The organism is Cohnella thermotolerans DSM 17683, assembly GCF_000429825.1.
In the GTDB taxonomy this organism is placed as follows: domain Bacteria; phylum Bacillota; class Bacilli; order Paenibacillales; family Paenibacillaceae; genus Cohnella; species Cohnella thermotolerans.
Genome location: NZ_KE386957.1, coordinates 30572 through 55171 on the forward strand (window position 1 = coordinate 30572; position 24600 = coordinate 55171).

Sequence of the window (24600 nt, forward strand, 5' to 3'; positions counted from 1 at the left end):
AGCGAGCATTCTTCACCGGAATTGTAAATCTCAGTAACGACAAATCGCAATAAGCTTTCTAAGCCCCAGTCAAACTGGGTTTAATGTACAAAAAAACGGCATCGCTGCCAGCGATGCGCTCTCCCACCATTGTCCTGTGAAAAAGAAAAGCTGATTATCCAGTTACCTCAGGTCTTGCTGAAAATAAAGTTTTAGGGGCCGTCCCTCACTTTCTTCGGTACTTTTTCACCTTTCTCTTTGGTTTTGGCTTCTTAAATAGAAACCGAATCGTTGAATCGATTAAACGTTCGAAGGGTATCTTTTCTATGATGAGACCTAAGGCTTGATCTAACGATGGAGGCGACGACGTCTCTTTGTGCGTACGATCCCGCCCCGCTTTTTCCAGGTTCCGTATGCTCTCGAGTTCTTGCTGGACGAACTGTCTCCACTCCGGGTCAGCTTCCGCAGCTGCCTCCGATATCTCCACCGATTTATTTTCTCCGATAGTAGTATTGTCTTCCCTAGCTGAAGGAAGATAAGTATGATCTTTGCTTACTTCCTTCAATTCCTCCTCCTTGTTCAGATTGGAGTTCGGAAGCTCCGTGGAATCGGTTTGCCTGTGATCAGACTCAAGTTTACTTTGACTATAATCCATAGTTACTCCTCCCAGTATAAGTCAACAACAACGCTCCGGTCCTGGACAACCCCACGAGCAGTACGACCTCTCTATCAGCTCTTTCCTTCATATGTTTATGTGCCGCTCTGCATCTCGTAATGGACTGAAGCGGAATTTATCCGAACAATGTGCGAGTACCCATATAATCGCAGATATCTATACATATACTGAACTCAAAATGGTTGATTATAACAGATTGGAACTTGCACTTTCAGACGGAAGTTGATTTATCGTGTATCATGGCCGAAAGCATCGATGCAGGTAAGCATAATAAGACAGAGGGAGCGAGAATGAAATTGAATACCAAGAACATGGGATTTGCAGACAAAATGCTATTTATTCTTGGATTAACATTAAGCGGTGTAATTGCTTTTGTTCTTGTGGTGGGCGTAATTGTTGCGGTGATTAAATTATATATGGACGACAAAATGCGTACTGTACAAGTTCATTCCGCCCCCATGCTGGATGATGAGCAGGAGCCGGAGCTCATCGCTGCTCCGTTTGAGCAAAGACTGGCTGAGGCGGTTCGACATCATGAAGAAGCCGTAGCCGGAAATAGAGACGCCGTACGGGAAGCGAATCGTGTCATCGGACGATTGCGTCTGGATCATCCGGGCCACCCGATAGTGGACGCGTATCACGGAAGCGTGATGGTGCTGCTGGCAAGGACTATGCATGACCCGATGGAACGGCGAAAGTGGACGAGGCGCGGACTTAAGCTTCTCCATGAAGCTGCCGCTTCTTCTCCCCAAGATCGTACGATCCGCATGCTTCGCGACACCATTGCATCCCGATAGACTGAACGCTTGGCTTTCATAAGGGGGTGAAGCAAATGCCAGAGGGTAGTCAGGATCTCTCGAGGATTTTTCGCGAAATCAAGCGAGAATTCTTCCGTTTCGCCGACAGCTATGCAAAGGCTGTTAGTGGCGGTGCGAATGTGACCGGCAAGAAAATCATGGAGGCTGTAAAAAAATCGGATCAACCCTCCGATATTTCTATAGCGAAATTGATATCGACCGTTAAAAGCGGTGTACAATATGCCGGTGAACAAATGATAAAGTCTGGAGCGGATTTAGTCGAACAAATGAAAGAAAAAGCAAAAAAACAATAACGTGCCCGTAAGAAAAGCTCCTTTCGGACGTATTCAACGAAGGGGTATGGTAAATATGGCTGACTCTTAGGGACAGCACCTTTTGAGTCAGCCTTTTCCACTACTCTTCTTACGGTTCGTTACTCTGTACTTCTTAATTCCCTTTCCGCGCTTGTTTCTCGAGGTGCTTCTGTTCTTTTGCTTTTGCTTTATCCGCTTTGTGAGTTTGTTTCTCGAGGTGCTTCTGTTCTTTGGCTTTTGTTTTTTCCGCTTTCTTTAATTGCTTTCTTGCTTGCTTCTGCTCTTTCGTTTCTTTGTCACTCATGATTCATCCCTCCGATAGATTGGTTCAAACGTTGTCTGATGATATTCGGATTAAAATATTCAAGCATCTGAATTCCCGGCGCAGGTCCGAAATAAATCGAGTATTTTTTATATGGCACTTTATCGCGCAGCTCCGGAAAACGAAGCCGGATCGGCTTTTGAAACAGATCCACCGCTTCTTCCTCATTTTTCGCCCCGGAGTCAAGCACTTTTCTGAACGTTTGCAAACCCAATGTGTTGATTGATTTTCCTATCCCCTCCTTTCGGTGTGCTATCTTCTCAAACAAAGAAGGCGGCACATGCTTCGAGTAAACCAGCGCAAGATTGTGAGATACCAGAAAGCGGCTCTTTTCGATCATCAAGAGAGATTCTCTTATATAATACGGAGCACCGGAGAACTCGCTAAAAAGATCGGCATGTTCTTCATCTATTTGTTCTTGCCGAATGACATGAACTACCATTTTTTCGTTCAACAGAGTTTCCAGCATCTCTGTTGTCCGTCCGTCCGTCACCAGTAACATTTTAAATATCAACCCATGCAATAAATCAAACGCCCTTCCCGCATCATGCGAATCCATGTCGAAAGAGTTTATATCTGTCATACACTCACCTCCGTTAGCGAATGTCTGCCCGTGATGCTTCGTCACTTTAGAAAAAACCCGAATCGCGGAGTCCCTTCCAGAACGTATGAAATTCGTCAATATTGATCTGCTGCTTCGCATCGGAACGTGCAGACTGCGGATTCGGATGCACCTCGACCATAACCCCATCGGCGCCCGCAGCAAGTACTGCCTTCGCGCAGGACAGCAGAATATCCTTTCGGCCGGTGGAATGGCTGACATCCACGAGCACCGGAAGATGAGTCTCCTGTTTCAATAGCGGAACTGCCGAAATATCGAGCGTGTTTCTCGTCCATTTTTCGAAAGTGCGTATTCCGCGCTCGATCAACATGACCCGGTCATTCCCGTTATACAGGATATATTCTGCCGCAAGAATGAACTCCTCCAATGTGGCGGAAAGGCCTCGCTTCAGAAGAATAGGCAGGCCGGTTTGGCCGACGGCTTTCAGCAGATCGAAGTTCTGCATGTTGCGGGCGCCGATCTGAAAGATATCGACATAACGGGCTGCCGTATCGATTTGTGAAGGGCTCATGATTTCGCTGATGGTCACCATGCCGACTTCGTCGGCCACTTCCTTCATGATTTTCAAACCTTCCACACCGAGCCCTTGAAAGTCGTATGGAGAGGTTCTCGGCTTGAACGCGCCCCCGCGCAAGACGGTAACACCGGCATTCTTCAACGCGGCCGCAACCGTCAGGAGCTGGTCTCTCGATTCGATTGAGCAGGGACCCGCGATCATGACGTGCGAGGCGCCTCCAAATTCGGCATGCTTGACCCGAATAATCGTATCCTCGCTCTTGTGGTGGCGGCTCACTAGGAGCTTTCGTTCATTTTTGGTATTTTTCTTCATTTTTGAACGAAAAATCTCCGTAAATAAGTACATGACCGTGTCGTTATCAATGGGTCCCGGATTATGACTGGTAAGCTCATTCACCATTTGCTGGACACCAATCGGATCCGCTTCCGATATCCCTTGTTTTTCCTTTATCCGAACAATTTCATCGGCCGTACGCGCCTGTTCATTCAGCAGATGAAGCAATTGTCGGTTTATCCCGTTCAATTGGAATTGTAATTGTTGCAATTGTTCACTCATACGAGCACTCCCATCTTTTCGGCCAATGACGGGAACCTTTTCCTGGCCAACTTATGCTTACACTCCTAAATCCCCTTCCGCCCGCCTCAGCCAGTAACTCTCGAGCTTGTTCATGTTCACTTCAAATGAATTTATGAACATATACCGGCTTTGTCGACGGGACGTTCTTCACAAGCTCGACACGGTCAAGCAACCTGGAGTCCGCGACGATCTCTACGGTGACAGGCACATGCAGCTTCCCGGATAAATGAGAACGGACAACCTCCTCCGACCATTTCCCGGAATCATGCGAATCAAGAAGAAAGTGCAGCCCATTCTCCAGCTCCAGCGTCTTCCAGGAATCCGGAACAGGAGATAACGAATATACGGCTTCTTGTATATCCGCACCGTCCAGAACGATATCGCCATAACGAATTCGCTCTTTACTCCTGCCGTAATGTACGAGCTTGCCCCCCGTTCGGCCGCAAGCACACAAGGAAGGTTCGACAGAGATGATGTCTTCATTAAAGTATCGCAGCAGAGGAGATCCCTGATGGGAAAGCGTTGAAATCGCTGCAAACCCCCTCTCTCCTTGAGCAACGGGACCTGAACCGTCTTCATGCAGCACTTCCACGAAAAAATCCTGTTCCGCGATATGCATCGCGCCGTATTCGCACATCGTAGCGATATTAGCGGTTTCCGTCGAGCCATACATATTAAATACAGGCACGCCCCACAGCTTCTCTATATGCTCCCTACGCTTGTCGCTCATTAATTCTCCGGCAACGCATATGGCCCGTAATGCCGGAAAATTGTTGCTCGGAGTCGAACCGATCAGACGCGCTGTTTCGGCCAGGAGCTCAAACTCTCGCGGGAGCCCGGCGGCTACCGTGACACGAAGACGCTCCATGAGCTGCAGCACTCTTGGGTATGGCGTAATTACGGTGCGTCCGCTTGCAGGAACAATCCCTGCTCCCGACAGCCATGCCGCTTGCTGCATCAGGAACGCGGGCAATGACATCGCGTATGGATAGCGGATCAGCACAAAATCTTCGGCTGTCAACCGAACCCCGCATTCCTTCAGCTGTCTTCCGCCAGTCTTCAAGTCCTCTTGGGTGAACCAGGAGGAGGAAGGCTCTCCGGTCGTGCCGGTAGATTCGTGGTATTGCGCAATCTCTTTCATTTCGACGGCAAGGTGACCGAAAGCGCCGGCTTTCCGGAGATCTTCTTTTGTTGTAAGCGGCAGTGTTTGGATGTGGTCTAATCCGATGCCATTCAGGTTATATTTCGATAATTTTTCCTTGTACAAAGGAGATTTTAGAATGCGTGCCAACAAATCCTTGAACTTTCGCTCCCGCTCCCGATCGTTGTCAGTCATAACGCAGCACCTCCTCTCCTGTTTAAGAGGTTTTGACTAATTGAACACTCGGGTCACTTTGCCGAAAGTACGGGGGATGTCGTGTCTGATTTCGACCTGGCAGTCAATCCCGATCCGATCAGCCATATGCTTTCGGATTTTCTCCGCCAATTGCTCGTCGCTTAATTTCGTCCGGAACGGCTCGGCTTCGATCTTCAGAACTCCGTTATTCAGCTTGAAATAATACCACATGCCCACATCGGGAATTTCCATAAGGAAGTGTTCCAACAAGAACGGGGAATAATCCTCACCATTCAATTGCAGCATATTTTCCTTTCTGCCTCTCAGCTGCAAAACGTCCATGGTGTTCCCGCAAACGCATCTGGCCTTTTGCAAATAACCGATATCCCCGGTTCTGTAACGCACCATCGGCATTCCTTCGCGCAGCAGCGTCGTTACGATGATCTCTCCGGTTTTGCCGTACGGAAGCGGCTTCTCCGAAACAGGATCAATAATTTCTACCTTTACATGTCCTTCCATGACGTGATACCCTTTGTGTTCGCTGCATTCAACACCAACACCCCCGCACTCTGTCGAGCCGTAGAAGAATGACACTTCGCAGCCCCACCATTTCTCCAGCCGGTCGCGGAAGGTAGAGGAGCACCCTTCGCCGGTAAGCCAAATCTTCTTAAGTCGGATATCTTCACCTATTTTGATACTATACTTCTCGCTTTCTTCCACCAAAAGCGCTGCATAGGAAGGAGTGGTAGCGAGTACCGTGGCTTGGTATTCCTTCATCAGCTCCAATGACTTATCGACGGGAGCCATGTATCCGCCTTTGCCGAGCGACAGCACCGCCGTTCCGAACGCAAACTGGAACAAACGTTGAAAACCGAGACCGGGTAGTGCAAACTCATACGGCAGCGCAATGGCCGCAACATCCTCGTCCGACTCCTTGAATATTTCCGAATATTTGGGCAGCAAATCGTATATATACTGATCAGCTAACGTGTAGGCGGTATAAATCGGCTTCCCCGAAGTTCCGCTTGTAAGGTGAACCTGACCGATTTCTTTCGGATCGACGCATAAGACCTTCTGCTTATCTCCTCGTATAACGTCTTTCTTGAGCAGCGGTACTGAAGCTAATTGCTCCAGGCTTTCGATTTTCGGTTCCGTGAAGCCCGCTTCTTCCAGCTTCGAACGGTAATATTCGTTGTTGTTCCAGACATGAGCAAGCGTAGCGTTAATGGCTTTCACCTGATAGTCTTCAATTCTTTGCCGAGGTAGCTTTTCAATGGTTATTCCTTCTTCGTCCAATTGCTTAAAAAAATCCTTGAATTGTTCCAGATGGGACGAATGCTGGTCAATGGAAACCATCATCTTATGGGATTGCAATTTCATAAAAAACCTCCTAAGAAGCAATGGCCGATTCTTTTATGGTAAAGTGTGACAAACTTACTACAATAACCATGTGCACGATTAAGTGAAATGAACGCCGTAACGGATTCCCGCATCGATGCCACGTTATTTTTCTTTCCGACAAGTTCTGCCCTCCTCCGTAATTACTGTTATGAAATGCACGACTGTAAAGAATTGACTCGGACAAACGTACATTTTTAATAAATGAGTATTTCATCCAACCTCTATATGAGGATCGCACATATCGTAACAAGTAAGCTGGAAATGCAAGGAGGGGATTTATCTGCGTTGCTTTTACGTATTGGAAAAGGACCAAGATTTTCAATATCTCAATATACCAGGTTTTCCGCCGGATTTATCATTGGGAGGGCGATAGGAATGGCAGATCAAAGCGTCCATATGAAACAATTCGAGGAAGCCAAAACACTCCATAATCATGGGGTGAACGGAGACAAAAAAGCGGTGATAAAAGCAAACGAGATGCTCTTAAAGATTCGTGAGTCCGAGCCTGATAATGCACTAATTGAAGCCTATTACGGCAGTACTCTCGTTCTATTAGGCCGGGATGCCGTTAAAATTCTGGAAAAAGCGGATAAGGCGCAGGAGGGATTAGACGCATTGAATCAGGCCGTTTCTTTAGACTCAAACCATAAAGAAATTCGGTTGTTACGCGGTAACATTTGTGTGAGGCTGCCAGAATCCTTTTTCCATTGCTCGGAAACGGCAATCGAGGACTTCACCTTCCTGCTTGACCACTATAAAGAGAATTCCAGCTACCTTACTCAAAAGCAAGTACGCGAAGTACTGCGAAACCTAAGTTTAGCTTACCAAAATGTAGGAAAACCTGACAAAGCAGATGCAGTCTTGCAGCGTCTCGTTCAATTGGAACGGAAGAAAAATCATAAGAAAAGAGAGGGAGTAGACCATTGACATTCGATGAGAGACTCGACAAGATTAAATCGCTGTATAAGGAGGGCGCGAAAGACAATGTAACCGCCGTTCAGGAAGCGAATCAGCTGTTAGAACGGTTGCGACTCGATTATCCGGATCACCCTCTTGCGGAAGCTTACCATGGCAGCATCATGCTTTTAATCGCTCGGGATAAAACGAACTCGCTCGATAGGTTAAGATGGGCGAAAAACGGCTTAAAGCTTCTCGACAAAGCGGTAGCAGCCGCTCCGCACGACAGCAGGATCCGATATCTTCGCGGCAGGTCCGTATACAGGCTGCCAGAGAAGTATTTCCAACGGACGCAGACGGTGATTGAAGATTATACCTTCGTGATCGATCAGGAGTTCCTTCAAGAGGGCCAACTTGAGAACATTAACTACTCGAAACTAACCTATGAGCTCGGCGAGGCGTATCGCAGAATCGGTCGGAACGACGATGCGGCCAGATGCTGGACAAAGCTGGAGCAGCAAACGCAGGATCCGGAATTCAGGCAGCTTCTCAGGCAAAAGCTGCAATCCTTGGAAGGCAAACCTGCGATTGAACACATCCAAGCCAACGAAAGCATGAAATCGATCTTGATAGGAAGAGCCGCTCGCGCCGTCGGCAATGTACTCCTCAAATGGGTGGAAGAGGAGGAGGAAAAAGAAGCTCGAGGTAAGCGTCACGAAGAAGAGATGAAAAAAGAAACTCGCCGTAAGCGTTACGAAGAGGAGATGAAAAAAGAAACTCGCCGTAAGCGTCACGATGAGGAGATGAAAAAAGAAACTCGCCGTAAGCGTCACGATGAGGAGATGAAAAAGAAACGCGCCGTAAGTCGAAATCGCATATTGAAAAGACGCCCTAAGTCAATATAATTGTTGAAAATCTTTTGTGGAAAAGACAACACGAAACCAAGGGGTGCAAGAAGTCGGTTATCACACCCCCTCTTCATTCGGTCCAGAATGTACCCGCAGCTTAGCCTGAAGGAAGATTGCCGGGTCATAGCAAGTACGCTTTCGCCAAATGGCAACCCTAACGATCGTCAAACCGGTAGAAGAATCTTTTCGGGGGATTGGTCTTTCCAAGCAATGATGGTTCATCTCGCTAGGAGGTGAGGAATCTCCCCGAAAAACATGACTTCCCCTTAGGGTAGCCGAGGCTTTATGCCTTGTCTATAAACCATATTAATCTACGAGGAGGTGAGGCACATGTCAGATCACATAAAAAAGGTCTTCAAGGGAGTAAAGAAAGAGATCCTATATTTCGCCGATGTTGCTTTGAAAAGCGGCGCTACCAACGTCGGCAAAGAACTTGCGAATGTGACGCGCGATGTAAATCAACCGTCCGATTTAAATTTAGGAACGATCGCCAATTCCTTGAAGAGCGGTATAATGGCGGCTGGCCAAGAATTAATGAGGGTTGGACTGGAGCGCGTGAATGCACTCTCCCCAACGGATCAGAAATCGAAAATGTCCGAGGAATCCACGTGGACATAACAATCTGAGAAAGAGGATTAAAACAGGAGTTCTACACAAAAAGGCTCTAGCCGTCAATCGGCTGAGGGCCTTTCCCTTTCATCCTCACTCTATTCCCTTCCGTAGAATATATTGATCTTGGATATCGTTCAGGCGGCAAGAGATTACGAAACTGGAGTGTGGGTAATTTTGAAAAAAGCATTCGTCAACGGCGTTAACATTTGTTATGAATGGATCGGGGAAGGATTTCCTTTGATCGGACTTACAGGAAAAGACAGCGACATGGACTGGTGGAACCCGGCAATCAAGGCCGCGTTAAGCGAAAGGAACAGCTTCATCATGCTCGATCATCGAGGTACAGGCCGGAGCGACGCTCCGACAGAAGCGTACGACATCTCGGATATGGCCAAGGATGTCATTGGGCTAATGAACGCGCTCGATATCGAAAAGGCACATATTTTAGGCCAATCCATGGGGGGAATGATTGCGCAGGAGCTTGCAATCGAATTCCCCAGCCGCGTGTCGAAATTAATCTTATGCTCCACGACCTGCGGGGTCAAACGGGTGCCGCCTTCTTTTCGGATGATCAAGTGGCTGATGCGAAAGAACGCTGCATTTTCCCCGCAAGACACGCTAAATATGCTTTACTCCAAAGTCTATATCCGGGAGAATCCGGACTTGATCGCTTCGCTCGTGGAACGGATGCAGATCGCGCCTTCGAACCCTAGAAGCATGGAGATTCATCATGAGGCGAGCAAGAATTTCGATTCGTACCATCGGCTCGGGCGAATTTCGGCACCAACGCTTATTATTCACGGCGAGGATGATTGGGTCTTCAGTCCGAAGCATGCCAAGATTCTGAACCGTCGTATTCCGGGCTCCAAGCTGATTCTATTTCCCCATGCGGGCCACGGTGTCTTTTCACAGGAGCATCGCAAGGTGTTGGAGGAGATCCATCGTTTCGTCGATTGATCGGCATTAACGAAACAAAAAGACGACTCTTATTCATTTTGAATGAGTAGTCGTCTTTTCCATTCAGTCTAACATTGCGGCATGTCGTTTGAACTGATCCTCCAAAACGAGACATGCCATGGCCTCTACGACCGGCACGATTCTCGGGCAAATGCACGGATGCCGGCCTTCTATGCGAATCTGCTGATCTTCTCCTTTAATGTTGAGCTCCCCCCTAGGAGCATCGGCCTCGCTGTCCGCCTTGACATCAAGTTGTCGTTAGCGGCTGATCGTTTCACCCGAATGCTCCTTTCTCAGAGCGAGTAGTTTGCATAAGCTCATTCAATGGCCAGCTTTGTTCCCCAGCCGCCGCATGTCCAGCTTCGTTCGTCATGATAAGTTCGGCTCCTTAGTTTACAGCTTTTAAAGCAATATCCAACACTTCCTCAATAGAGCGGGCGGAGCGGTTCCGTTTGATCAGCGCCACGCCGATCTGCAGCGCGATCCGCTGTGCCCGTTCGCGGGCAGCCGCATCTTCGATGTGGTCGATGTCCGCGACGTGGATAAAACCATGGACGCGGCACAACATTATCGCCCCGGCAAATCCGATTGTGTCCTGCAGCAGTCTTGCCACATACAAATCCTGATATCCTCGGGTCTTCGCCATCCGGTCGGCGGCATGCCCGTTCCAAAGCTCGCGGAACTGAAGCTCGAATTGTGTCCATAAGTCGTGCACGGTATCCAGCAGGTAACGGCGGTAATCGGTGCGCTCCAGCGCATCCGTGCTCCAGCCCTCTTGGCCTGAATAGTTCAGCAGCAGATTGGCGATAACCGTCCCGATATCAAAGCCCATCGGACCGTAATAAGCAAATTCGGGATCAATGACCTTCGTCGAATCCGGCTTGATGAAGATATTATCTGTATGCAAATCGCCATGCAGCAGGGCCTGTGCTTTCGTCAGAAATTTCTCCCTCAGCAGCGTGACCTCGAGATGCAGCTCCTTATCCGCCCAAATGCGCTCAACGGCATCTCGGATATGAGGCTCGAAGATATTCATCCGGGACTTTGTATAAGGAGCGTATAAGATGAGATCCTCGGTGATATTGCAAAGCTCCGGATTGATGAACGCTTTCACCCGCAGTTTCTTCTCCTGTTGGTCCATGGCCAGGTCCGAGGTGAAGAACAACGTCCGCGCCAAGAATGATCCGATATGCTCGGCGAACAACGGATAACGGCCCCGCTCCATCAGTCCGCGGCGCATGACGATGTGATCACTCAAATCCTCCATGACCATCAACGCCAAATCCGGCTCGTACGCGTATACCTTTGGCGTCAGATCAGGACAAAGCTCCCCTTGAATGCGCAATGCTTCGCATTCAATGCGTACTCTGTCCAGCGTCAAGGGAACCGATTCGCCGATTACCTTGGCGTAAGGCAGCGCCTGCTTCAGAATTAAGGCCCGCCCTGATGCCGGATCCGATATATGAACCACAAGGTTAAGATTACCGTCGCCGACCTCCCGTGACTTCAGCTGCGCACCATCCGGGAATACATCCTCGATGCCGCGTGCATACTCGACCGCTTCCGCTTGCGTTAAGGCGTGATAATTTGTCATTTCCGCATCCCTCCGAATACCGATTCCTATTTAGCCTAGCATATATCGGCGAGCACGGGCTGGAGCTGTTCCGTGACGGCAAGGGCGTATTGACGCACTGCAATGCCGGCGGCTTGGCGACAGCCCGCTAAGAAAAACTGCGTAAACTCAATATATTAATATGCATAGTGATTCTTGATCACCTAAACACTTGCGTAGAAAACATTGCCAATGGAGGCTTGTTTAAGCATTTCATCGTTCCACGTTGCCTCTTACGGATTTCGCAACAGCGTTAGCAAGGTGAAACAATAATCATTAAATGAAAAAAGGGGAAGTGCGAGATTTCAACAATGGCTATCGCTATCTGGATCTGGCTTATATGCCAAGCGGAGATGTAAAGGGAGGAATCGAAAATCAAGGCTACGGATCTCACGCAAGAGATCTCGACGTGAGACGTTTTAAGGACTTATGTTGGCCGCTCATCGGCTAAAACACCAGGGTGTTTTTCCAATGTCCACTATAAGGGGTGCACTTCAGTAGGAGGGGGTGTTATTTATTAGACATATTCGTCACTTTAGCTTGTCAAATGTCATAAAAAGAATCTTTACTTCAATACATATAATAATATGGTTTTTTTGGGGGAGTGAATGAAATGTCGAATGGATTTGTCGTTCGTTCCTTAGACGAAATAAGGTTTTGGTCGCGTATTATGAAGGAACATTCACTTTTTTTGAAACTTGGTTTTAGATGTGAAGACACTCAACTGATTAGTGAAGCAAATCATTTTTATTCCACATTCGAAGCAATCGAAAGCAGAGCGCATACATTTGACGCTGGAGCAGACCCGCAAACCATCCAACGTTTTAATCTTGAAGTTCATACCGCTGTCTCCCACATTTGGGCATTTAAAAGGAAAGTGCTTGGCTTAATTTTACAATGTCAGCTTCCGGGACAAAATAACTTCCCTTTGTTGGTAGATCATACAAGCAGAGAAGCATTTTACTTTAGAAATCGACTAGAACAACTCAATGCAGGGCGATTAGATCCTTTACCCGATGCCATTATCAACGAAAATGTGTTCTTCCTGAGAATAATGGCGGATCACGCAAAATTTATTGGTCATCTCCTTGACCCTTCCGAAAGGAAATTAGTAGACCAGGCAAGACAATTTAGCGAAGAATTTGACCAATTATTATTTCAGGCAAGGGACATAGATTCCATGCGCCCGCAATCCCAAACCGTTCCTTTACTAGACCAATTTTTAGACCAAAACAGAGTCTCGGTAAAATCATTGCGGGACTTCAAGAAAACCGCACGCGACTTAATTGAAGCTTGTCGAATAAAAAGTATCATCCATCCGTTATTAGCGGACCATGTTTTCCGCGAGGCTGAAAGATTTCTTTTCATCATCGACATGTTCGAAAATACATTGACCGGAAAACCTGCCCAAAATGTTTACTTTGATTGATATTTCGGATAATCGAATGAGCCTGCAAATTAAGGTATATATAAGGAAATGAACTGCCTTTGTACGCGGTTAAGGGGTCAAGCCAGAATGGCTTCATCGGTTACTTGCTGTCCCTCTTGCAAAGGGACAAAAATCACGGCGGCGGAGACAATCCGCGTTACCGAAATTTTTTACCGGGCAATCCTTAAGAAGGAAGGGCTTGACACTTCATGTCATTGTCCTTCCGAACTAACAGTGAACAGCACTCCACATGTGTGGAATGTAGGATATATTGAAACAAAAAAACGGCATCTCTGCCGTTTCATGTCTAAAAGCTGGTGGGTTCTCAGGGACTCGAACCCTGGACCAGATGATTAAGAGTCACCTGCTCTACCAACTGAGCTAAGAACCCGAATGAAGTTTGGTGGAGAATAGGGGGATCGAACCCCTGACCTCATCGCTGCCAGCGATGCGCTCTCCCAGCTGAGCTAATTCCCCAGGAGCTTGTCGTTCTCTTGACGACAAGATTGAGTTTATCACAGCGGCGACGGTGCTGTCAACGTCCTTTTTGCCGTCTGAGTCCGAAGGAAGAAGCGGTTGCGATTTTGACTAATTTTGTGCAAATCCCGCTTCCCCCTTCCCGCTTCATTAAATCCCGTGCTTGTTGATGAGCGAATTGAGCTCCTTCAGAAACATGTTAATGTCCTTGAATTGCCTATATACGGACGCAAACCGGACATAGGCGACTTCATCGACGGCGTACAGCTGCTCCATGAGCAGTTCGCCGATAACGCGGCTCTCGATCTCCGGATTCGCCGTGTTGCGCAGCTCCCGCTCCACGTTGGAGACGATCACTTCCAACTGCTCGATCGATACGGGCCTCTTCTCGCAGGAACGGAGCAATCCGCGCAGCACCTTGTCCCGGCTAAACTCCTCCCGCCCCCCGTCCTTCTTGATGACGATCAGCGGCGTCTCCTCGACCATCTCGAACGTCGTAAATCGGCGGCTGCACTGCTCGCATTCCCGGCGTCGGCGGATCGATTTGTTGTCGTTGGCCGGACGCGAATCCAGCACTTTCGTGCCGTTATAATCGCAATAAGGGCATTTCACGCGCGTATCATCTCCTTCCCGAAATCGATGGATTGTAGCCTGATTTTCCCATGCTATCCCTTACATGAAGCTTGCTGCAATGCACATAATACTTGTACCAACCGCAAGGAGGTGAACAACAATGGGCGCAGGATCCCGCAGCAGCAATCAGCTGGTCGTCCCTCAAGCGTTCGGCGCGCTGGACCAACTGAAGTATGAAGTGGCGCAAGAACTCGGTATTACCCTTCCGCAAGACGGTTACTATGGCAACATCGTAACGCGCGACACGGGCCATATCGGGGGCCAAATCACGAAACGTTTGGTTCAGATCGCCGAGCAGCAACTTGCCGGTCAATTCAAGTAATGGTCAGTAACCGATAAACGGAAAGCTTTGAAGCCCCAAGGCTTCAAGGCTTTCTCTTGTTTGCGGAACACGGACGAATTATAAGTTCTTATGCACCTGCTTGTACTTATTGTAATAATAAAGAACCTTCTGAACGTATTGCCTCGTCTCCCCGAACGGAATGTCGCGAACGGTCTCCTCCTTGCCGTCCCACTTCTTGCTCTTGAGCCATTCGCGAACGTTGCCGGGACCGGCGTTATAAGCTGCCAGGGAGACGACCAGGTTGCCGTCAAATTGCCGCAGCAGCTCCTGGATGTACCAGGTGCCGACCCGAATGCCGGCCTCCGGCTCCCGCCCGATGTCGTCCATGGTCAGGGTTCCGAAATTTTTCTCCCGCTTCAAAATCCACTGCGCCGTGTCCGGCATCACCTGCATAATTCCGATGGCGCCCTTCGGAGACACCGCTTCCGGCTTGTAGTTCGATTCCACCCGGATGATGGAGGCGATGAGCAGCGGATCGATCTTGTAAAGCTCGGCGGTGCGTTTGATTTCCTCTTTATAGTATATCGGATAAATCGTTCTGCCAAGCCACTCGGACCGGATAAACAAAATTCCGATGACGACGACGAGAAGCAGCAGGACGGCTCGGGTCCGTTTGTTTTTCCGCTTCCCCTTCATGCCAGTCCCATATCCCGCCAGAACCGGTCGACCTGCTCCACGGTATGCTCAAGGCTGGAACCGTTGTCGATGACGATATCGGCCAGCCTTCTTTTCTCTTCGATGTCCATCTGCGCGTTGATGCGCTGCATCGCCTCTTCCTCGGACAGCGCGTTGCGCTTCATCAGCCTTTCCAACTGAACGGCGCGCGGCGCGTAAACGACCATGACCCGTTCGAAAAAGGGCTGCAGCCCCGACTCGTACAGAAGCGGAACGTCGACGACGACGAGACGGTCCGGCCGTTCGCGCTGCAACGCTTCCATCTGGTCGCGCATCGATGCCCGGATGGCGGGATGCGTAATCGCTTCGAGCGCTTTGCGTTCGGCTTCGTTCGAGAAGACGATCGCGCCCAGCTTGCTCCGGTTCAGCGTTCCGTCCTCGTTCAGGACGGCTTGTCCGAACCGCTGGACGATCTGACGAAGCGGAGCCTGCCCGGGCTCCACTACTTCCCGGGCGATCCGATCCAAATCGACAAGGGCCGCTCCCCGTTCCGTCAGCAGGCGGCTGACGGTGCTTTTGCCGGTGGCGATCCCTCCGGTCAGTCCGATATTCATGCTGCACCTCTTCTTTATCTATAACAGCTTCATGATTCCCATTACGATCAGGATAATGCCTGGAAGAACGGTTAAACGCCGAACCCAGCGCCATCCCGCGACGACGAAGCCGACTCTCATGCCGAGCCACAGAAACGTTCCGCTCGCCAGGGAGATGAGCCCGGCGGTAAGAAGCGGCGGAAACCCGACCAGCGCCGCCCCGATGCCCGCACCGAACGCGTCCAGCGACAAGGCCATGCCGAGCAGAAACGCTTCGCCGGCCGTAATAATGCCCGAACGGTCGACGTCTGCTGCGGACGGCGTCCGCAAAATTTGAATAATGATGCCCATGCGCCGCAGTTCCAAAGTGAGCACCGCACGTTCGGCCGAGGCCGAAGCGGAGAGCGGAACGGAAGCCGAAGCGGAGACCGAAGCCTTATGCTCATCGCTTCTCTCCTCGGCAGGAGAGGGACCTTCCTTCTCCCGGTTGCGAAAAAACTGCACCAACGCCCAAATCCCGATGCAGATCAGAATGCCGGCGCCGACCGCCGACGCTCCATGCGGCGACAGCCAGCGGGACAGCGCGACTCCGACCATCATCGATGTCAGGATGATCAGTCCGGAACAGAGCGAAATAATGGCGACGGACAGCAGCGGAATGCGGATTTTGCGCAGGCCGTAGGTGATGCCGACGCCGAACCCGTCAAGACTGACCGCCATGGCGAGCAAAATCAAAGACATCAAGCTGTAAGGATGCATGGCCGTTCCTCCTGCATGGCGAAACATCGTCGTTCCCGTCGCCTTGGGCGCAGGAACGCCTCTGAATCCATCCTATGCAGGGCGGAGGCGAATGCCCCCTTCGATTTATTTCGCCTTGAAGGGCCGATTGTCTCCATCAAGCCGCAGCTTGACCGCGTTCGTTCGCGCCTTGCGAACTCCCGGACTGTCTGCGCCTGCCGGCGCCGCGCTTCCCTTCGGGGGTTTCTGGCACTTCGGGCAGACGTGCGTGCCCCGTCCTCCGACCGTAAATTTGACGATGGGAGAGCCGCATCGGTCGCAAGGTTCGCCCGTTCGGCCGTACACGCGAAGCTGATGCTGGAACATCCCCATCTCGCCTTGTCCGTTGACGTAGGACTTGATCGAGGAGCCTCCGGCTTCCACGGCGGAGCCGAGCGTGGCCCGAATGGACGCATACAGCCGGTTCCGCTCCGCTCCCGTCAGCGTGTCGGCCGGCCGTTCCGGATGGATACGCGCAGCGTGAAGCGCTTCGTCCACGTAGATGTTGCCGAGACCGACGACGATCTCCTGATTGAGCAGCAGCGGTTTGATCTTCGTCGTCCGGCTGCCGAGCGCCTTGCGGAACGCCTCCGTCGTGAACGTATCGTCCAGCGGCTCGAGCCCGAGCTTGTTGAGCGGCGGGGAGCGGAATTCCTCTCCGGGCGCGAACAGATGCATCGTGCCGAATTGGCGGACGTCTTTGTATCGTAAAGCGGTACCGTCGGTAAAATGGAAAATGACGTGCGTATGCGGTTCAACGGGATCTTCTTCGCGGTACAAGCCGTATCGGCCCTCCATGCGCAGATGGGAGACCAGCACGAGTCCGTCGAGGAGAAGCCGCAAAAACTTGCCGCGCCGCTCGACGCCTTGGAACGTGCGGCCTTCGAGCATGGCCGCAAACGCCGCCGGATCGTCCGGCTTCTGCAAGATGCGGGGCAGACTGACGGTTACGCTCCGGATCGTCTTGCCGGTGATCAAGCTTGTCAAGGTGCGGCGCACGGTTTCGACCTCCGGAAGTTCCGGCACAATTTGTTCCTCCTTTACAGCCTATGAGCTTTATTCGTTATATAGGATAGGTAAAGGCCCGAACCGCCGGTTCAGGCCGATTGGTTTTATTTCGCTTCGTACCAGTTGACGCCGACGTTGACGTCCGCCTTCAGCGGAACGTCGAGCGGGAACGCGCCCGCCATCACTTCGGGCACGAGCGCCGTCATCGTCTCCAGCTCGTCCGGCGGAACCTCGAAGACGAGTTCGTCGTGCACCTGAAGCAGCATGCGGCTTTGCAGGCCGCGAGCTTTCAGCGTCTCGTCCATTCTGACCATCGCGAGCTTGATAATGTCGGCGGCCGTTCCCTGGATCGGCGTGTTCATCGCCGTCCGCTCCGCGAACGACCGGAGATTGTAGTTCGAGGCGCGAATGTCAGGCAAGTAGCGGCGCCGGCCGAGCAGCGTCGCCACGTAACCATCCTGCCTCGCTTGCGCTACGATGTCGTCCATATATTTGCGCACGCCGGGGAAGGCGTTGAAGTATTGCTCGATGAACGCGGCGGCGTCCTTCCGCGTAATGTTCAGGTTCTGCGACAGGCCGTAGTCGCTGATGCCGTACACGATGCCGAAGTTGACGGCCTTCGCCTGCCGCCGCATATTCGAATCCACCTGATCCGCCGGGACGCCGAACACGTCCATCGCCGTCTTCGTATGAACGTCCATCTCGTTGCGGAACGCTTCCTTGAGCCCTTCGTCGCCGGATATATGGGCCAGCACCCGAAGCTCGATCTGCGAATAGTCGGCCGCGAGGATATGCCAGCCCGGCTCGGAAGGCACGAACGCCTTGCGGATCTGGCGGCCCTCCTCCAGCCGGATCGGAATGTTCTGCAGGTTCGGGAACTGGCTGCTCAGCCGCCCCGTCGCCGCGATCGTCTGCCGGTAATACGTATGGATTTTGCCGTCTTCCGGCCGGATTTCCTTGAGGAGTCCTTCGATGTAAGTCGATTGCAGCTTCGTCAGCGTCCGGTAATGGAGAATGAGGCGCACGATCTCGTGATACGGCTCCAGCTTCTCCAGCACTTCCGCGTCGGTGGAATAACCGGTCTTCGTCTTCTTGATGACGGGAAGGCCGAGCTTGTCGAACAGCACTTCCCCGAGCTGCTTGGTCGAGCCGATGTTGAACTCGAAGCCCGCAAGCCGGTATATCTCGCCCATCGTCCGCTCGATGCCGCTCTGGAACTCCTTGCCCAGCTCCTCCAGCGCCTCCGCCTTGACGGTAATGCCTTGCTTCTCCATCCCGGCGAGAATGACCGACAGCGGTTGCTCCAGCTCGTAATAGAGCGTCCGCATGCCCGCTTTGTCCAGCTCTTCGGCTAGCGGCCCCGCGAGCCTGCGGACGGCGTCCGCCTTGGCCGCCAGATGGGCGGCCAGCGCTTCGTCGTCCGGCACGCGGAATTTCGCGCCCTTGCCGAAGACGGCTTCGTCCGTGGCGATGGCGGGCAGCCCCTGCCGCGCCAGCAGCCCCGCGAGCGACGGGTCGGCATCCGTCGGATCCAGCAAATAAGCGGCCAGCTGCACGTCGAACGCCAGGCCGCGCAGCGCGATGCCGGAACGGGCCAGCACCAGCTCCGCCCGATGCAAGTCGCAGCCGGTCTTCGCGGCATCGGCATCCGCCAGCCAATCGCGCAGCGGCCCGGCCTCTTCCGCCGTCAGCGAAGCGTACGGCAAGGCGAAGACGCGGCCGCCCGCTGCGATCGCAAGCCCTATGCCTTCGCTCTCGTGCGGGTTGTCGCCGTGCGACTCGACGAGCAGCGCTTCCGCCTGCGGCAGCGCCTCGTTCAGCGCCTTCCAATCGGCCGGCCCGCGCACCCAGACCGTCTCATAGGCGGCGGCTGCCCGGGCGGCCTCCGCGTCGTCCGTCTCCGCCGCGCCGGCCGCCGCGGACGACAGGTCGAGCCGCTCGATCAGCGACTTGAACTCGAGCTTGCGGAAAGCGGCGGCAAGCTCGGCCGCGTTGTAGCCTTTCCACTCCAGCTCGTCCAGCGTCCGCTCCAGCGGCACTTCCCGGAAGATCGTCGCCAGCCGCTTGCTCATGCGCGCGTCCTCGTGGTGGCTGCGAATATTTTCCCCGAGCTTGCCCTTAATCTCGCCCATATGCTCCAGCACGTTCTCGACCGTGCCGTACTCGGCCAGCAGCTTCAGCGCCGTCTTCTCCCCGACGCCCGGCACGCCCGGGATGTTGTCGGACGCGTCGCCCATCAAGCCCTTCAGATCGATGATCTGCTCGGGCCTCAGGCCGTATTTCTCCCCGATCTCGTCCGGCGTATAGCGCTCCACCTCGCTGACACCTTTGCGGGTGAGCAGCACCGTCACCCGCTCCGAAGCGAGCTGCAGCATATCCTTGTCGCCGGAGACGACGACCGCCTCGTGCCCTTGCTCTTCCGCCAGGCGGGTCAAGGTGCCGATAATGTCGTCGGCTTCGTAGCCCGGCAGCTCGAACTGCGCGATCGAGAACGAGACCAGCAGCTCCTTGAGCAGCGGGAACTGCTCCGACAGCTCCGGAGGCGTCTTCTGCCGGCCCCCTTTGTACTCGCTGTAGCCTTCGTGGCGGAACGTCGTCTTGCCCGCGTCGAAAGCGACGAGCAGGTGAGTCGGCTTCTCCTCCTCGAGCACCTTCAGCAGCATGGTCGTAAAGCCGAAAACCGCGTTTGTATGTAATCCGCTGCTGTTCGTAAGCGGAGGCATCGCGTAGAAAGCCCGGTTCACGATGCTGTTGCCGTCGATCAGCAGCACTTTGCGCTTCTTGTCGCCCATCTCTCATCCACCTTGTCCGGTAGCGTGCGTTCTAGTCCATCATACCATAAACACGCCCCTCTCCGCGACGAACCGGGAATGGGAAAAAGCGGTCTACCCGTCGGGCAGGCAGGATAAAAACTCCATACGGAGTCGAACCACCTGAAGCGCTGTGGACCAAACATGCAGAAGGAACCGAGTTGAGGGGATAAGCATCCAAATAGGATGAAAAAGGGGCCATTCGGTGTCGAAAGTCTGAAGAAGGGTGAAGACGCAGAAACGTGAAGACGCAAAAAGACGGGGCCGATATTCGCCTTCAGCCCCGCCTTCCACCTGTCTGCATTGCCTCCGATGCCGCCGCCGTTACTGGTTCAGATCCGGGCGCTTGCCCATAACGAGGAACACGACGCTCTCGCCGATGTTCGTCGCGTGGTCGGCGATCCGCTCGATATAGCGCCCGACGAAGCTGAGATGCATCGCCTGCGTCACCGTCTTCGGATTTTCCGCCATCAGCGAGAACATCTCGCGCAAAATTTGCGAATACAGCGCGTCCACCTGATCGTCGTCCTTGGCCATCTTGTACGCCAAGTCGATGTTCTCGTCGATGTACGATTGGATCGACTCGACGATCATCGTGCGCACGATCAGCGCCATTCTCGGCAGATCGTGCAGCGGCTTCATCAGCGTCTGGCCTTCCAGACGCAGCACGACCTTCGCGATGTCGACGGACAAGTCGCCCATCCGCTCCAGATCGGACGAAATTTTGAGCGCCACGAGAATGCGGCGCAAATCTTTGGCTACCGGCTGCTGCGTGGCGATCAGCTTCGCGCCCAGATCGGAGATGTTCTCCTCAATCCGGTTGATGAGCGGATCGTTCTTCACGATCTCCCGCGCCGCGGCCGTGTCCAGTTGGCCAAGCGCGGCCATTGCATCCGCCAACGCGCGCTCGACGCGTTCTCCCATTTCCACCAGCATGTTTTGCAATTGCTCAAGCCCGATATCGAACTCCTTGCGCGTCACCATCGCCGCTCCCGGCCCCCTTATCCGAATCTTCCCGAAATATAGTCTTCCGTGCGTTGATCGACCGGCGAAGAGAACAAAGTCTGCGTGTCCGCCGCCTCCACCACTTCTCCGTTCAGGAAAAACACCGTCCGGTCCGAGATGCGGGCCGCCTGATGCATGTTGTGGGTCACCATGACGATCGTGTATTTTTTGCTGAGCTCGCGCGTCAGTTCCTCGATTTTCGTCGTTGAGATCGGATCGAGCGCCGACGTCGATTCGTCCATGAGCAGAATGTCCGGCTCGACCGCAAGCGCCCGCGCGATGCAAAGCCGCTGCTGCTGTCCGCCCGACAGGCTCCACGCCGACTTCTTCAGCACGTCCTTCACTTCATTCCACAAGGACGCCGCGCGCAAGCTTCGCTCGACCAGTTCGTCCAGCTCCGCCTTCTTCATCCGGCCGTGGAGCTTCGGTCCGTAAGCGACGTTGTCGTAGATCGATTTGGGAAAAGGATTCGGCTGCTGGAACACCATGCCGACCCGCTTCCGCAAAACTTCGACCTCCGTCTCCGAAGCGTAAATGTTCCGCCCCTGAATCGTGACGTCACCCTCGATTCGCACGCCCGGTATCGTGTCGTTCATCCGGTTGAGCGTGCGGAGCAGCGTCGACTTGCCGCAGCCCGACGGGCCGATGAACGCCGTTACGCTGCGCTCCGGGATGGACAGATTCACGTTCTTCAGCGCGTGAAAATCGCCGTAGTACAAATTCAATTTGTCGATTTCGATAATCATAGGCTCGAATTCCCTCCCGGGGCCCCGGCGTCAGCCGAACCGGCCGGAGATATAGTCGTCCGTCGATTTCTTGGACGGGTTCGTGAACATCTTCTGCGTATCGTCGTATTCGATCAAGTCCCCGAGGAAGAAGAACGCCGTCTTGTCCGAGATGCGGGCCGCCTGCTGCATGTTGTGCGTGACGATGACGATCGAATATTCCTTCTTCAGCTCGGCGATCAGCTCTTCGATTTTGGAAGTGGACACCGGGTCGAGCGCCGACGCCGGTTCGTCCATCAGCAGAATGCTCGGCCGAACGGCCAGCGAGCGGGCGATGCAGAGCCGCTGCTGCTGCCCGCCGGACAGGGCGAGCGCGGACTGATGAAGGCGATCCTTCACTTCGTCCCACAATGCCGTCTTGCGCAGACACTCCTCGACGATCTCGTCCAGCGCTTTCTTGCCGCGGATTCCGTGGTAGCGGGGACCGAACGCGACATTTTCGTAGATCGACTTATGAAAAGGATTCGGACGCTGCCAGACCATGCCGATCCGCTGGCGAAGGCTGACTACGTCGGTTCCGGGATCGCAAATGTTCCGGCCTTCGATCCATACCTCGCCTTCGATCCGGGCGCCCGGAATGAGATCGTTCATCCGGTTGAGCGAGCGGAGGAAGGTCGATTTGCCGCAGCCCGACGGTCCGATCAGGGCCACGACCTCGCGGGCGGGAAATTCCATGCTGATCTTCTTGACCGCCTGCTTCTCGCCGTAATAGACCGACAGATCCTTCGTATAAAAAGCGTGCTTGCTCATAGCTGGCTCCTCCTACTTGCTCGCGGTTAGTTTGCGGTACAGGACGCGTCCGAACCAGCGGGCGCCGAGATTGAACAGCAGCACCATAATGACCAGCACGGCGGAGGCGCCGGCCGCGATCTCCGGCGCGTCGGGCGCAAGCCCTTCGCTGTTGATCTTCCAAATATGCACCGCCAGCGTCTCCGCGGGACGGAGCGGATTGAGCGGCGAAGTCGGATGCAGCGGGTTCCAGTCGGTGAAGTCGAGCCGCGGCGAGCTCATGCCCGCCGTGAAGAGCAGCGCGGCGGCTTCGCCGAACACGCGGCCGGCGGCCAGAATCGAGCCCGTCACAATGGACGGCAGGGCAACCGGCAGCATGACCGACGTGATCGTTTTCCACTTGGACATGCCGAGCGCAAGCCCCGCTTCCTTCTGCTCCCGGGGCACGGCCCTCAGCGATTGTTCGGTGAGCCGGACCATCATCGGCAGGTTGAACACCGTCAGCGCCAAGGCGCCCGACAGCAGCGAATAGCCGAGGTTGAACGTATTGACGATGACGAGCAGGCCGAACAGGCCGACGACGATGGAAGGGAACGAGGACAGCACTTCCACCACGAGGCGGATAAAGTCCGTCAGACGGTTCTGCTTGGCGTACTCGCTCATATAGATGCCCGCGCCGAGGCCGAGCGGGATCGTAATGATCATCGTCAGCACGAGCAGGAACAGCGAATTGAACAGCTGCGGCCCGATGCCCCCGCCGGTCTTGATCGCCTGCGGGAAAGACGTAAGGAAGTGAAAATCGATATGCCGGACGCCCCGCACGAGCAAAAACCCGAGCAAGGCGGCGAGCACCGCCATAATGAGCACGGCTACGCCGATGATGACGCTGGTGGCGATCCGGTCGACCGTCTTGGCTCTCATCGCTTCACTCTCCTCTCCAATACGCGGACGACGAATACGAACACGAAGGTCATCAGCAGCAAAATAAGCGCAAGGCTCCACAGCGCGTTGTTATGAAGCGAGCCGGAGGTCGTGTTGCCCATCTCCAGCGTAATGATGCTGGTCAGCGTCGTCGCCGATTCGAACAGCGAGTGCGGGATATGCGGAGCGTTGCCGATGACCATCTGTACCGCCAGCGCCTCGCCGAACGCTCTCGCGATGCCGAGCACGACGCCGGTCAGCAGAGAGGGCAGCGTCGTCGGCAGAATGATCCGGGAGATCGTCTGCCAGCGCGTCGCGCCGAGCGCATAGGAGCCTTCCTTCAAGCCGCTGGGCAAGCTGCGCAGCGCGTCGGTCGCGATCGTCGTGATCGTCGGCAGGATCATGACCGACAGCACAAGCGCACCGGCCAGAATCCCGATTCCTTGACCCGGGAACGTATCGCGCAGAAAGGGCACAATAACCGACAAGCCGACGAAGCCGTAAACGACCGACGGAATGCCGGCCAGCAGCTCGATGGCGGGCTGAAGAAGCGTTTTCCCGAACTTCGGCATAATTTCCGTCATAAAGACGGACGCGCAGAAGCCAAGCGGAGCCGCGATGACGGCCGCCAGCAGCGAAGTGGCGAACGAGCCGAACAGGAACGGAAGCGCCCCGAACGCTGCAGGGTCTCCTTCCGGATTCCATTTGAGTCCGAACAGCATCTCCTTCACGCTGACGCCGTTCGCAATAAACGGCGCAAGTCCGCGCGAAGCGATAAAGTAGACGATGGAGAAGATGATGACGATCATCAGCAGCACGCAGAAATAAACGTAAAATTTCCCGCGAAACTCCTCGGCGATATGCCGCTGGCGTTTAGGGGCCTTCTCCGCGGGCGCGGTGCGAATATCGGTCGCTGGTAAATTCATGCAAGGCTCTCCTTTAACGGCAA

The 24600-nt window shown here is 53.5% G+C and carries 26 protein-coding genes, 2 tRNA genes and 2 pseudogenes; 9 read left to right on the top strand and 21 right to left on the bottom strand.

The window, feature by feature from the left end; genetic code table 11:
- Positions 1-205 precede the first annotated feature (205 nt).
- A complete protein-coding gene (locus G485_RS0119810; protein WP_027093954.1) occupies positions 206-634 on the bottom strand; it encodes a hypothetical protein in 429 nt (142 codons plus the stop codon).
- 311 nt (positions 635-945) lie between these two features.
- On the opposite strand from G485_RS0119810, the gene G485_RS30165 reads away from it, so the two are divergent.
- Together G485_RS30165 and G485_RS0119820 are read left to right on the top strand one after the other, a co-directional pair.
- Positions 946-1452 (top strand): hypothetical protein, encoded by a 507-nt coding sequence (locus G485_RS30165; RefSeq protein ID WP_156922511.1) that lies wholly within the window; start codon positions 946-948, stop codon positions 1450-1452.
- 35 nt (positions 1453-1487) lie between these two features.
- On the top strand, positions 1488-1766 hold the full coding sequence (locus G485_RS0119820) for a hypothetical protein (protein ID WP_027093955.1): 279 nt from the start codon (positions 1488-1490) through the stop codon (positions 1764-1766).
- Positions 1767-1899: 133 nt separating this feature from the next.
- Here G485_RS0119820 and G485_RS30170 read toward each other — a convergent pair whose 3' ends face one another.
- The 5 genes from G485_RS30170 to G485_RS0119845 form a co-directional block, all read right to left on the bottom strand.
- Positions 1900-2070, bottom strand: a complete 171-nt coding sequence (locus tag G485_RS30170; RefSeq protein ID WP_156922513.1) for a hypothetical protein — start codon at positions 2068-2070, stop codon at positions 1900-1902.
- Positions 2063-2671, bottom strand: coding sequence for a hypothetical protein (locus G485_RS0119830; RefSeq protein WP_027093956.1), 609 nt, complete (start codon positions 2669-2671; stop codon positions 2063-2065). Before G485_RS0119830 ends, G485_RS30170 begins: the two co-directional genes overlap by 8 nt.
- A gap of 46 nt (positions 2672-2717) precedes the next feature.
- Positions 2718-3782, bottom strand: a complete 1065-nt coding sequence (locus tag G485_RS0119835; protein ID WP_027093957.1) for a bifunctional 3-deoxy-7-phosphoheptulonate synthase/chorismate mutase — start codon at positions 3780-3782, stop codon at positions 2718-2720.
- Positions 3783-3903: 121 nt separating this feature from the next.
- Positions 3904-5139 carry a phenylacetate--CoA ligase family protein gene (locus G485_RS0119840; RefSeq protein ID WP_027093958.1) on the bottom strand — a complete coding sequence of 412 codons (1236 nt, stop codon included), beginning with the start codon at positions 5137-5139 and terminating at the stop codon, positions 3904-3906.
- A gap of 36 nt (positions 5140-5175) precedes the next feature.
- A complete protein-coding gene (locus G485_RS0119845) occupies positions 5176-6519 on the bottom strand; it encodes a phenylacetate--CoA ligase family protein (protein WP_027093959.1) in 1344 nt (447 codons plus the stop codon).
- 396 nt (positions 6520-6915) lie between these two features.
- On the opposite strand from G485_RS0119845, the gene G485_RS0119850 reads away from it, so the two are divergent.
- From G485_RS0119850 to G485_RS0119865, 4 genes are all read left to right on the top strand, one after another.
- Positions 6916-7467: a tetratricopeptide repeat protein gene (locus tag G485_RS0119850; protein ID WP_027093960.1), complete on the top strand. Its 552-nt coding sequence runs from the start codon at positions 6916-6918 to the stop codon at positions 7465-7467.
- Positions 7464-8342 carry a tetratricopeptide repeat protein gene (locus G485_RS27440; RefSeq protein ID WP_051318432.1) on the top strand — a complete coding sequence of 293 codons (879 nt, stop codon included), beginning with the start codon at positions 7464-7466 and terminating at the stop codon, positions 8340-8342. The genes G485_RS0119850 and G485_RS27440 overlap by 4 nt, the downstream gene beginning before the upstream one ends.
- Positions 8343-8675: 333 nt before the next feature.
- A complete protein-coding gene (locus G485_RS0119860; protein WP_027093961.1) occupies positions 8676-8963 on the top strand; it encodes a hypothetical protein in 288 nt (95 codons plus the stop codon).
- Between the two features lie 117 nt (positions 8964-9080).
- Entirely contained in the window at positions 9081-9914 is an 834-nt protein-coding gene (locus G485_RS0119865; RefSeq protein ID WP_156922515.1) for an alpha/beta fold hydrolase, read from the top strand.
- A 63-nt stretch (positions 9915-9977) separates the two neighbouring features.
- Here the strand turns inward: G485_RS0119865 and G485_RS30175 are convergent.
- A pseudogene (locus tag G485_RS30175) lies at positions 9978-10145 on the bottom strand (chorismate synthase); the annotation flags it as partial.
- Between the two features lie 157 nt (positions 10146-10302).
- On the bottom strand, positions 10303-11508 hold the full coding sequence (gene mtnK, locus G485_RS0119875; protein ID WP_027093964.1) for an S-methyl-5-thioribose kinase: 1206 nt from the start codon (positions 11506-11508) through the stop codon (positions 10303-10305).
- 310 nt (positions 11509-11818) lie between these two features.
- Here mtnK and G485_RS31090 point away from each other — a divergent pair.
- Together G485_RS31090 and G485_RS0119880 are read left to right on the top strand one after the other, a co-directional pair.
- Positions 11819-11962: pseudogene (locus tag G485_RS31090) on the top strand (transcriptional regulator); the annotation flags it as partial.
- A gap of 177 nt (positions 11963-12139) precedes the next feature.
- Positions 12140-12955: a DUF2935 domain-containing protein gene (locus G485_RS0119880; protein ID WP_027093965.1), complete on the top strand. Its 816-nt coding sequence runs from the start codon at positions 12140-12142 to the stop codon at positions 12953-12955.
- A 315-nt stretch (positions 12956-13270) separates the two neighbouring features.
- Here G485_RS0119880 and G485_RS0119885 read toward each other — a convergent pair.
- From G485_RS0119885 to nrdR, 3 genes are all read right to left on the bottom strand, one after another.
- Positions 13271-13346: transfer RNA gene (locus G485_RS0119885), tRNA-Lys, on the bottom strand.
- Positions 13347-13356: 10 nt separating this feature from the next.
- Positions 13357-13432: transfer RNA gene (locus G485_RS0119890), tRNA-Ala, on the bottom strand.
- Positions 13433-13582: 150 nt separating this feature from the next.
- Positions 13583-14044, bottom strand: coding sequence for a transcriptional regulator NrdR (nrdR, locus tag G485_RS0119895; protein ID WP_027093966.1), 462 nt, complete (start codon positions 14042-14044; stop codon positions 13583-13585).
- A 121-nt stretch (positions 14045-14165) separates the two neighbouring features.
- On the opposite strand from nrdR, the gene G485_RS0119900 reads away from it, so the two are divergent.
- Positions 14166-14387, top strand: a complete 222-nt coding sequence (locus tag G485_RS0119900) for an alpha/beta-type small acid-soluble spore protein (RefSeq protein WP_027093967.1) — start codon at positions 14166-14168, stop codon at positions 14385-14387.
- 78 nt (positions 14388-14465) lie between these two features.
- On the opposite strand, the gene G485_RS0119905 is transcribed toward G485_RS0119900, so the two are convergent.
- The 10 genes from G485_RS0119905 to pstC form a co-directional block, all read right to left on the bottom strand.
- Positions 14466-15044, bottom strand: a complete 579-nt coding sequence (locus G485_RS0119905; protein ID WP_027093968.1) for a lytic transglycosylase domain-containing protein — start codon at positions 15042-15044, stop codon at positions 14466-14468.
- Complete coding sequence (gene coaE / locus G485_RS0119910; protein ID WP_027093969.1) at positions 15041-15637, bottom strand: dephospho-CoA kinase; 597 nt, start codon at positions 15635-15637, stop codon at positions 15041-15043. The genes G485_RS0119905 and coaE overlap by 4 nt, the downstream gene beginning before the upstream one ends.
- A gap of 18 nt (positions 15638-15655) precedes the next feature.
- A complete protein-coding gene (locus G485_RS0119915; protein ID WP_027093970.1) occupies positions 15656-16375 on the bottom strand; it encodes an MntP/YtaF family protein in 720 nt (239 codons plus the stop codon).
- Between the two features lie 105 nt (positions 16376-16480).
- A complete protein-coding gene (gene mutM / locus G485_RS0119920; protein WP_027093971.1) occupies positions 16481-17419 on the bottom strand; it encodes a DNA-formamidopyrimidine glycosylase in 939 nt (312 codons plus the stop codon).
- 86 nt (positions 17420-17505) lie between these two features.
- Complete coding sequence (polA, locus tag G485_RS27445; RefSeq protein WP_035157376.1) at positions 17506-20193, bottom strand: DNA polymerase I; 2688 nt, start codon at positions 20191-20193, stop codon at positions 17506-17508.
- A 342-nt stretch (positions 20194-20535) separates the two neighbouring features.
- On the bottom strand, positions 20536-21195 hold the full coding sequence (gene phoU, locus G485_RS0119935; protein WP_027093972.1) for a phosphate signaling complex protein PhoU: 660 nt from the start codon (positions 21193-21195) through the stop codon (positions 20536-20538).
- Between the two features lie 17 nt (positions 21196-21212).
- On the bottom strand, positions 21213-21962 hold the full coding sequence (gene pstB, locus G485_RS0119940) for a phosphate ABC transporter ATP-binding protein PstB (RefSeq protein ID WP_035157379.1): 750 nt from the start codon (positions 21960-21962) through the stop codon (positions 21213-21215).
- A gap of 30 nt (positions 21963-21992) precedes the next feature.
- On the bottom strand, positions 21993-22751 hold the full coding sequence (gene pstB, locus G485_RS0119945) for a phosphate ABC transporter ATP-binding protein PstB (protein ID WP_027093974.1): 759 nt from the start codon (positions 22749-22751) through the stop codon (positions 21993-21995).
- A gap of 12 nt (positions 22752-22763) precedes the next feature.
- Positions 22764-23651, bottom strand: coding sequence for a phosphate ABC transporter permease PstA (gene pstA / locus G485_RS0119950; protein ID WP_027093975.1), 888 nt, complete (start codon positions 23649-23651; stop codon positions 22764-22766).
- Positions 23648-24577, bottom strand: coding sequence for a phosphate ABC transporter permease subunit PstC (gene pstC / locus G485_RS0119955; RefSeq protein WP_051318433.1), 930 nt, complete (start codon positions 24575-24577; stop codon positions 23648-23650). The genes pstA and pstC overlap by 4 nt, the downstream gene beginning before the upstream one ends.
- Between the last annotated feature and the right edge of the window lie 23 nt (positions 24578-24600).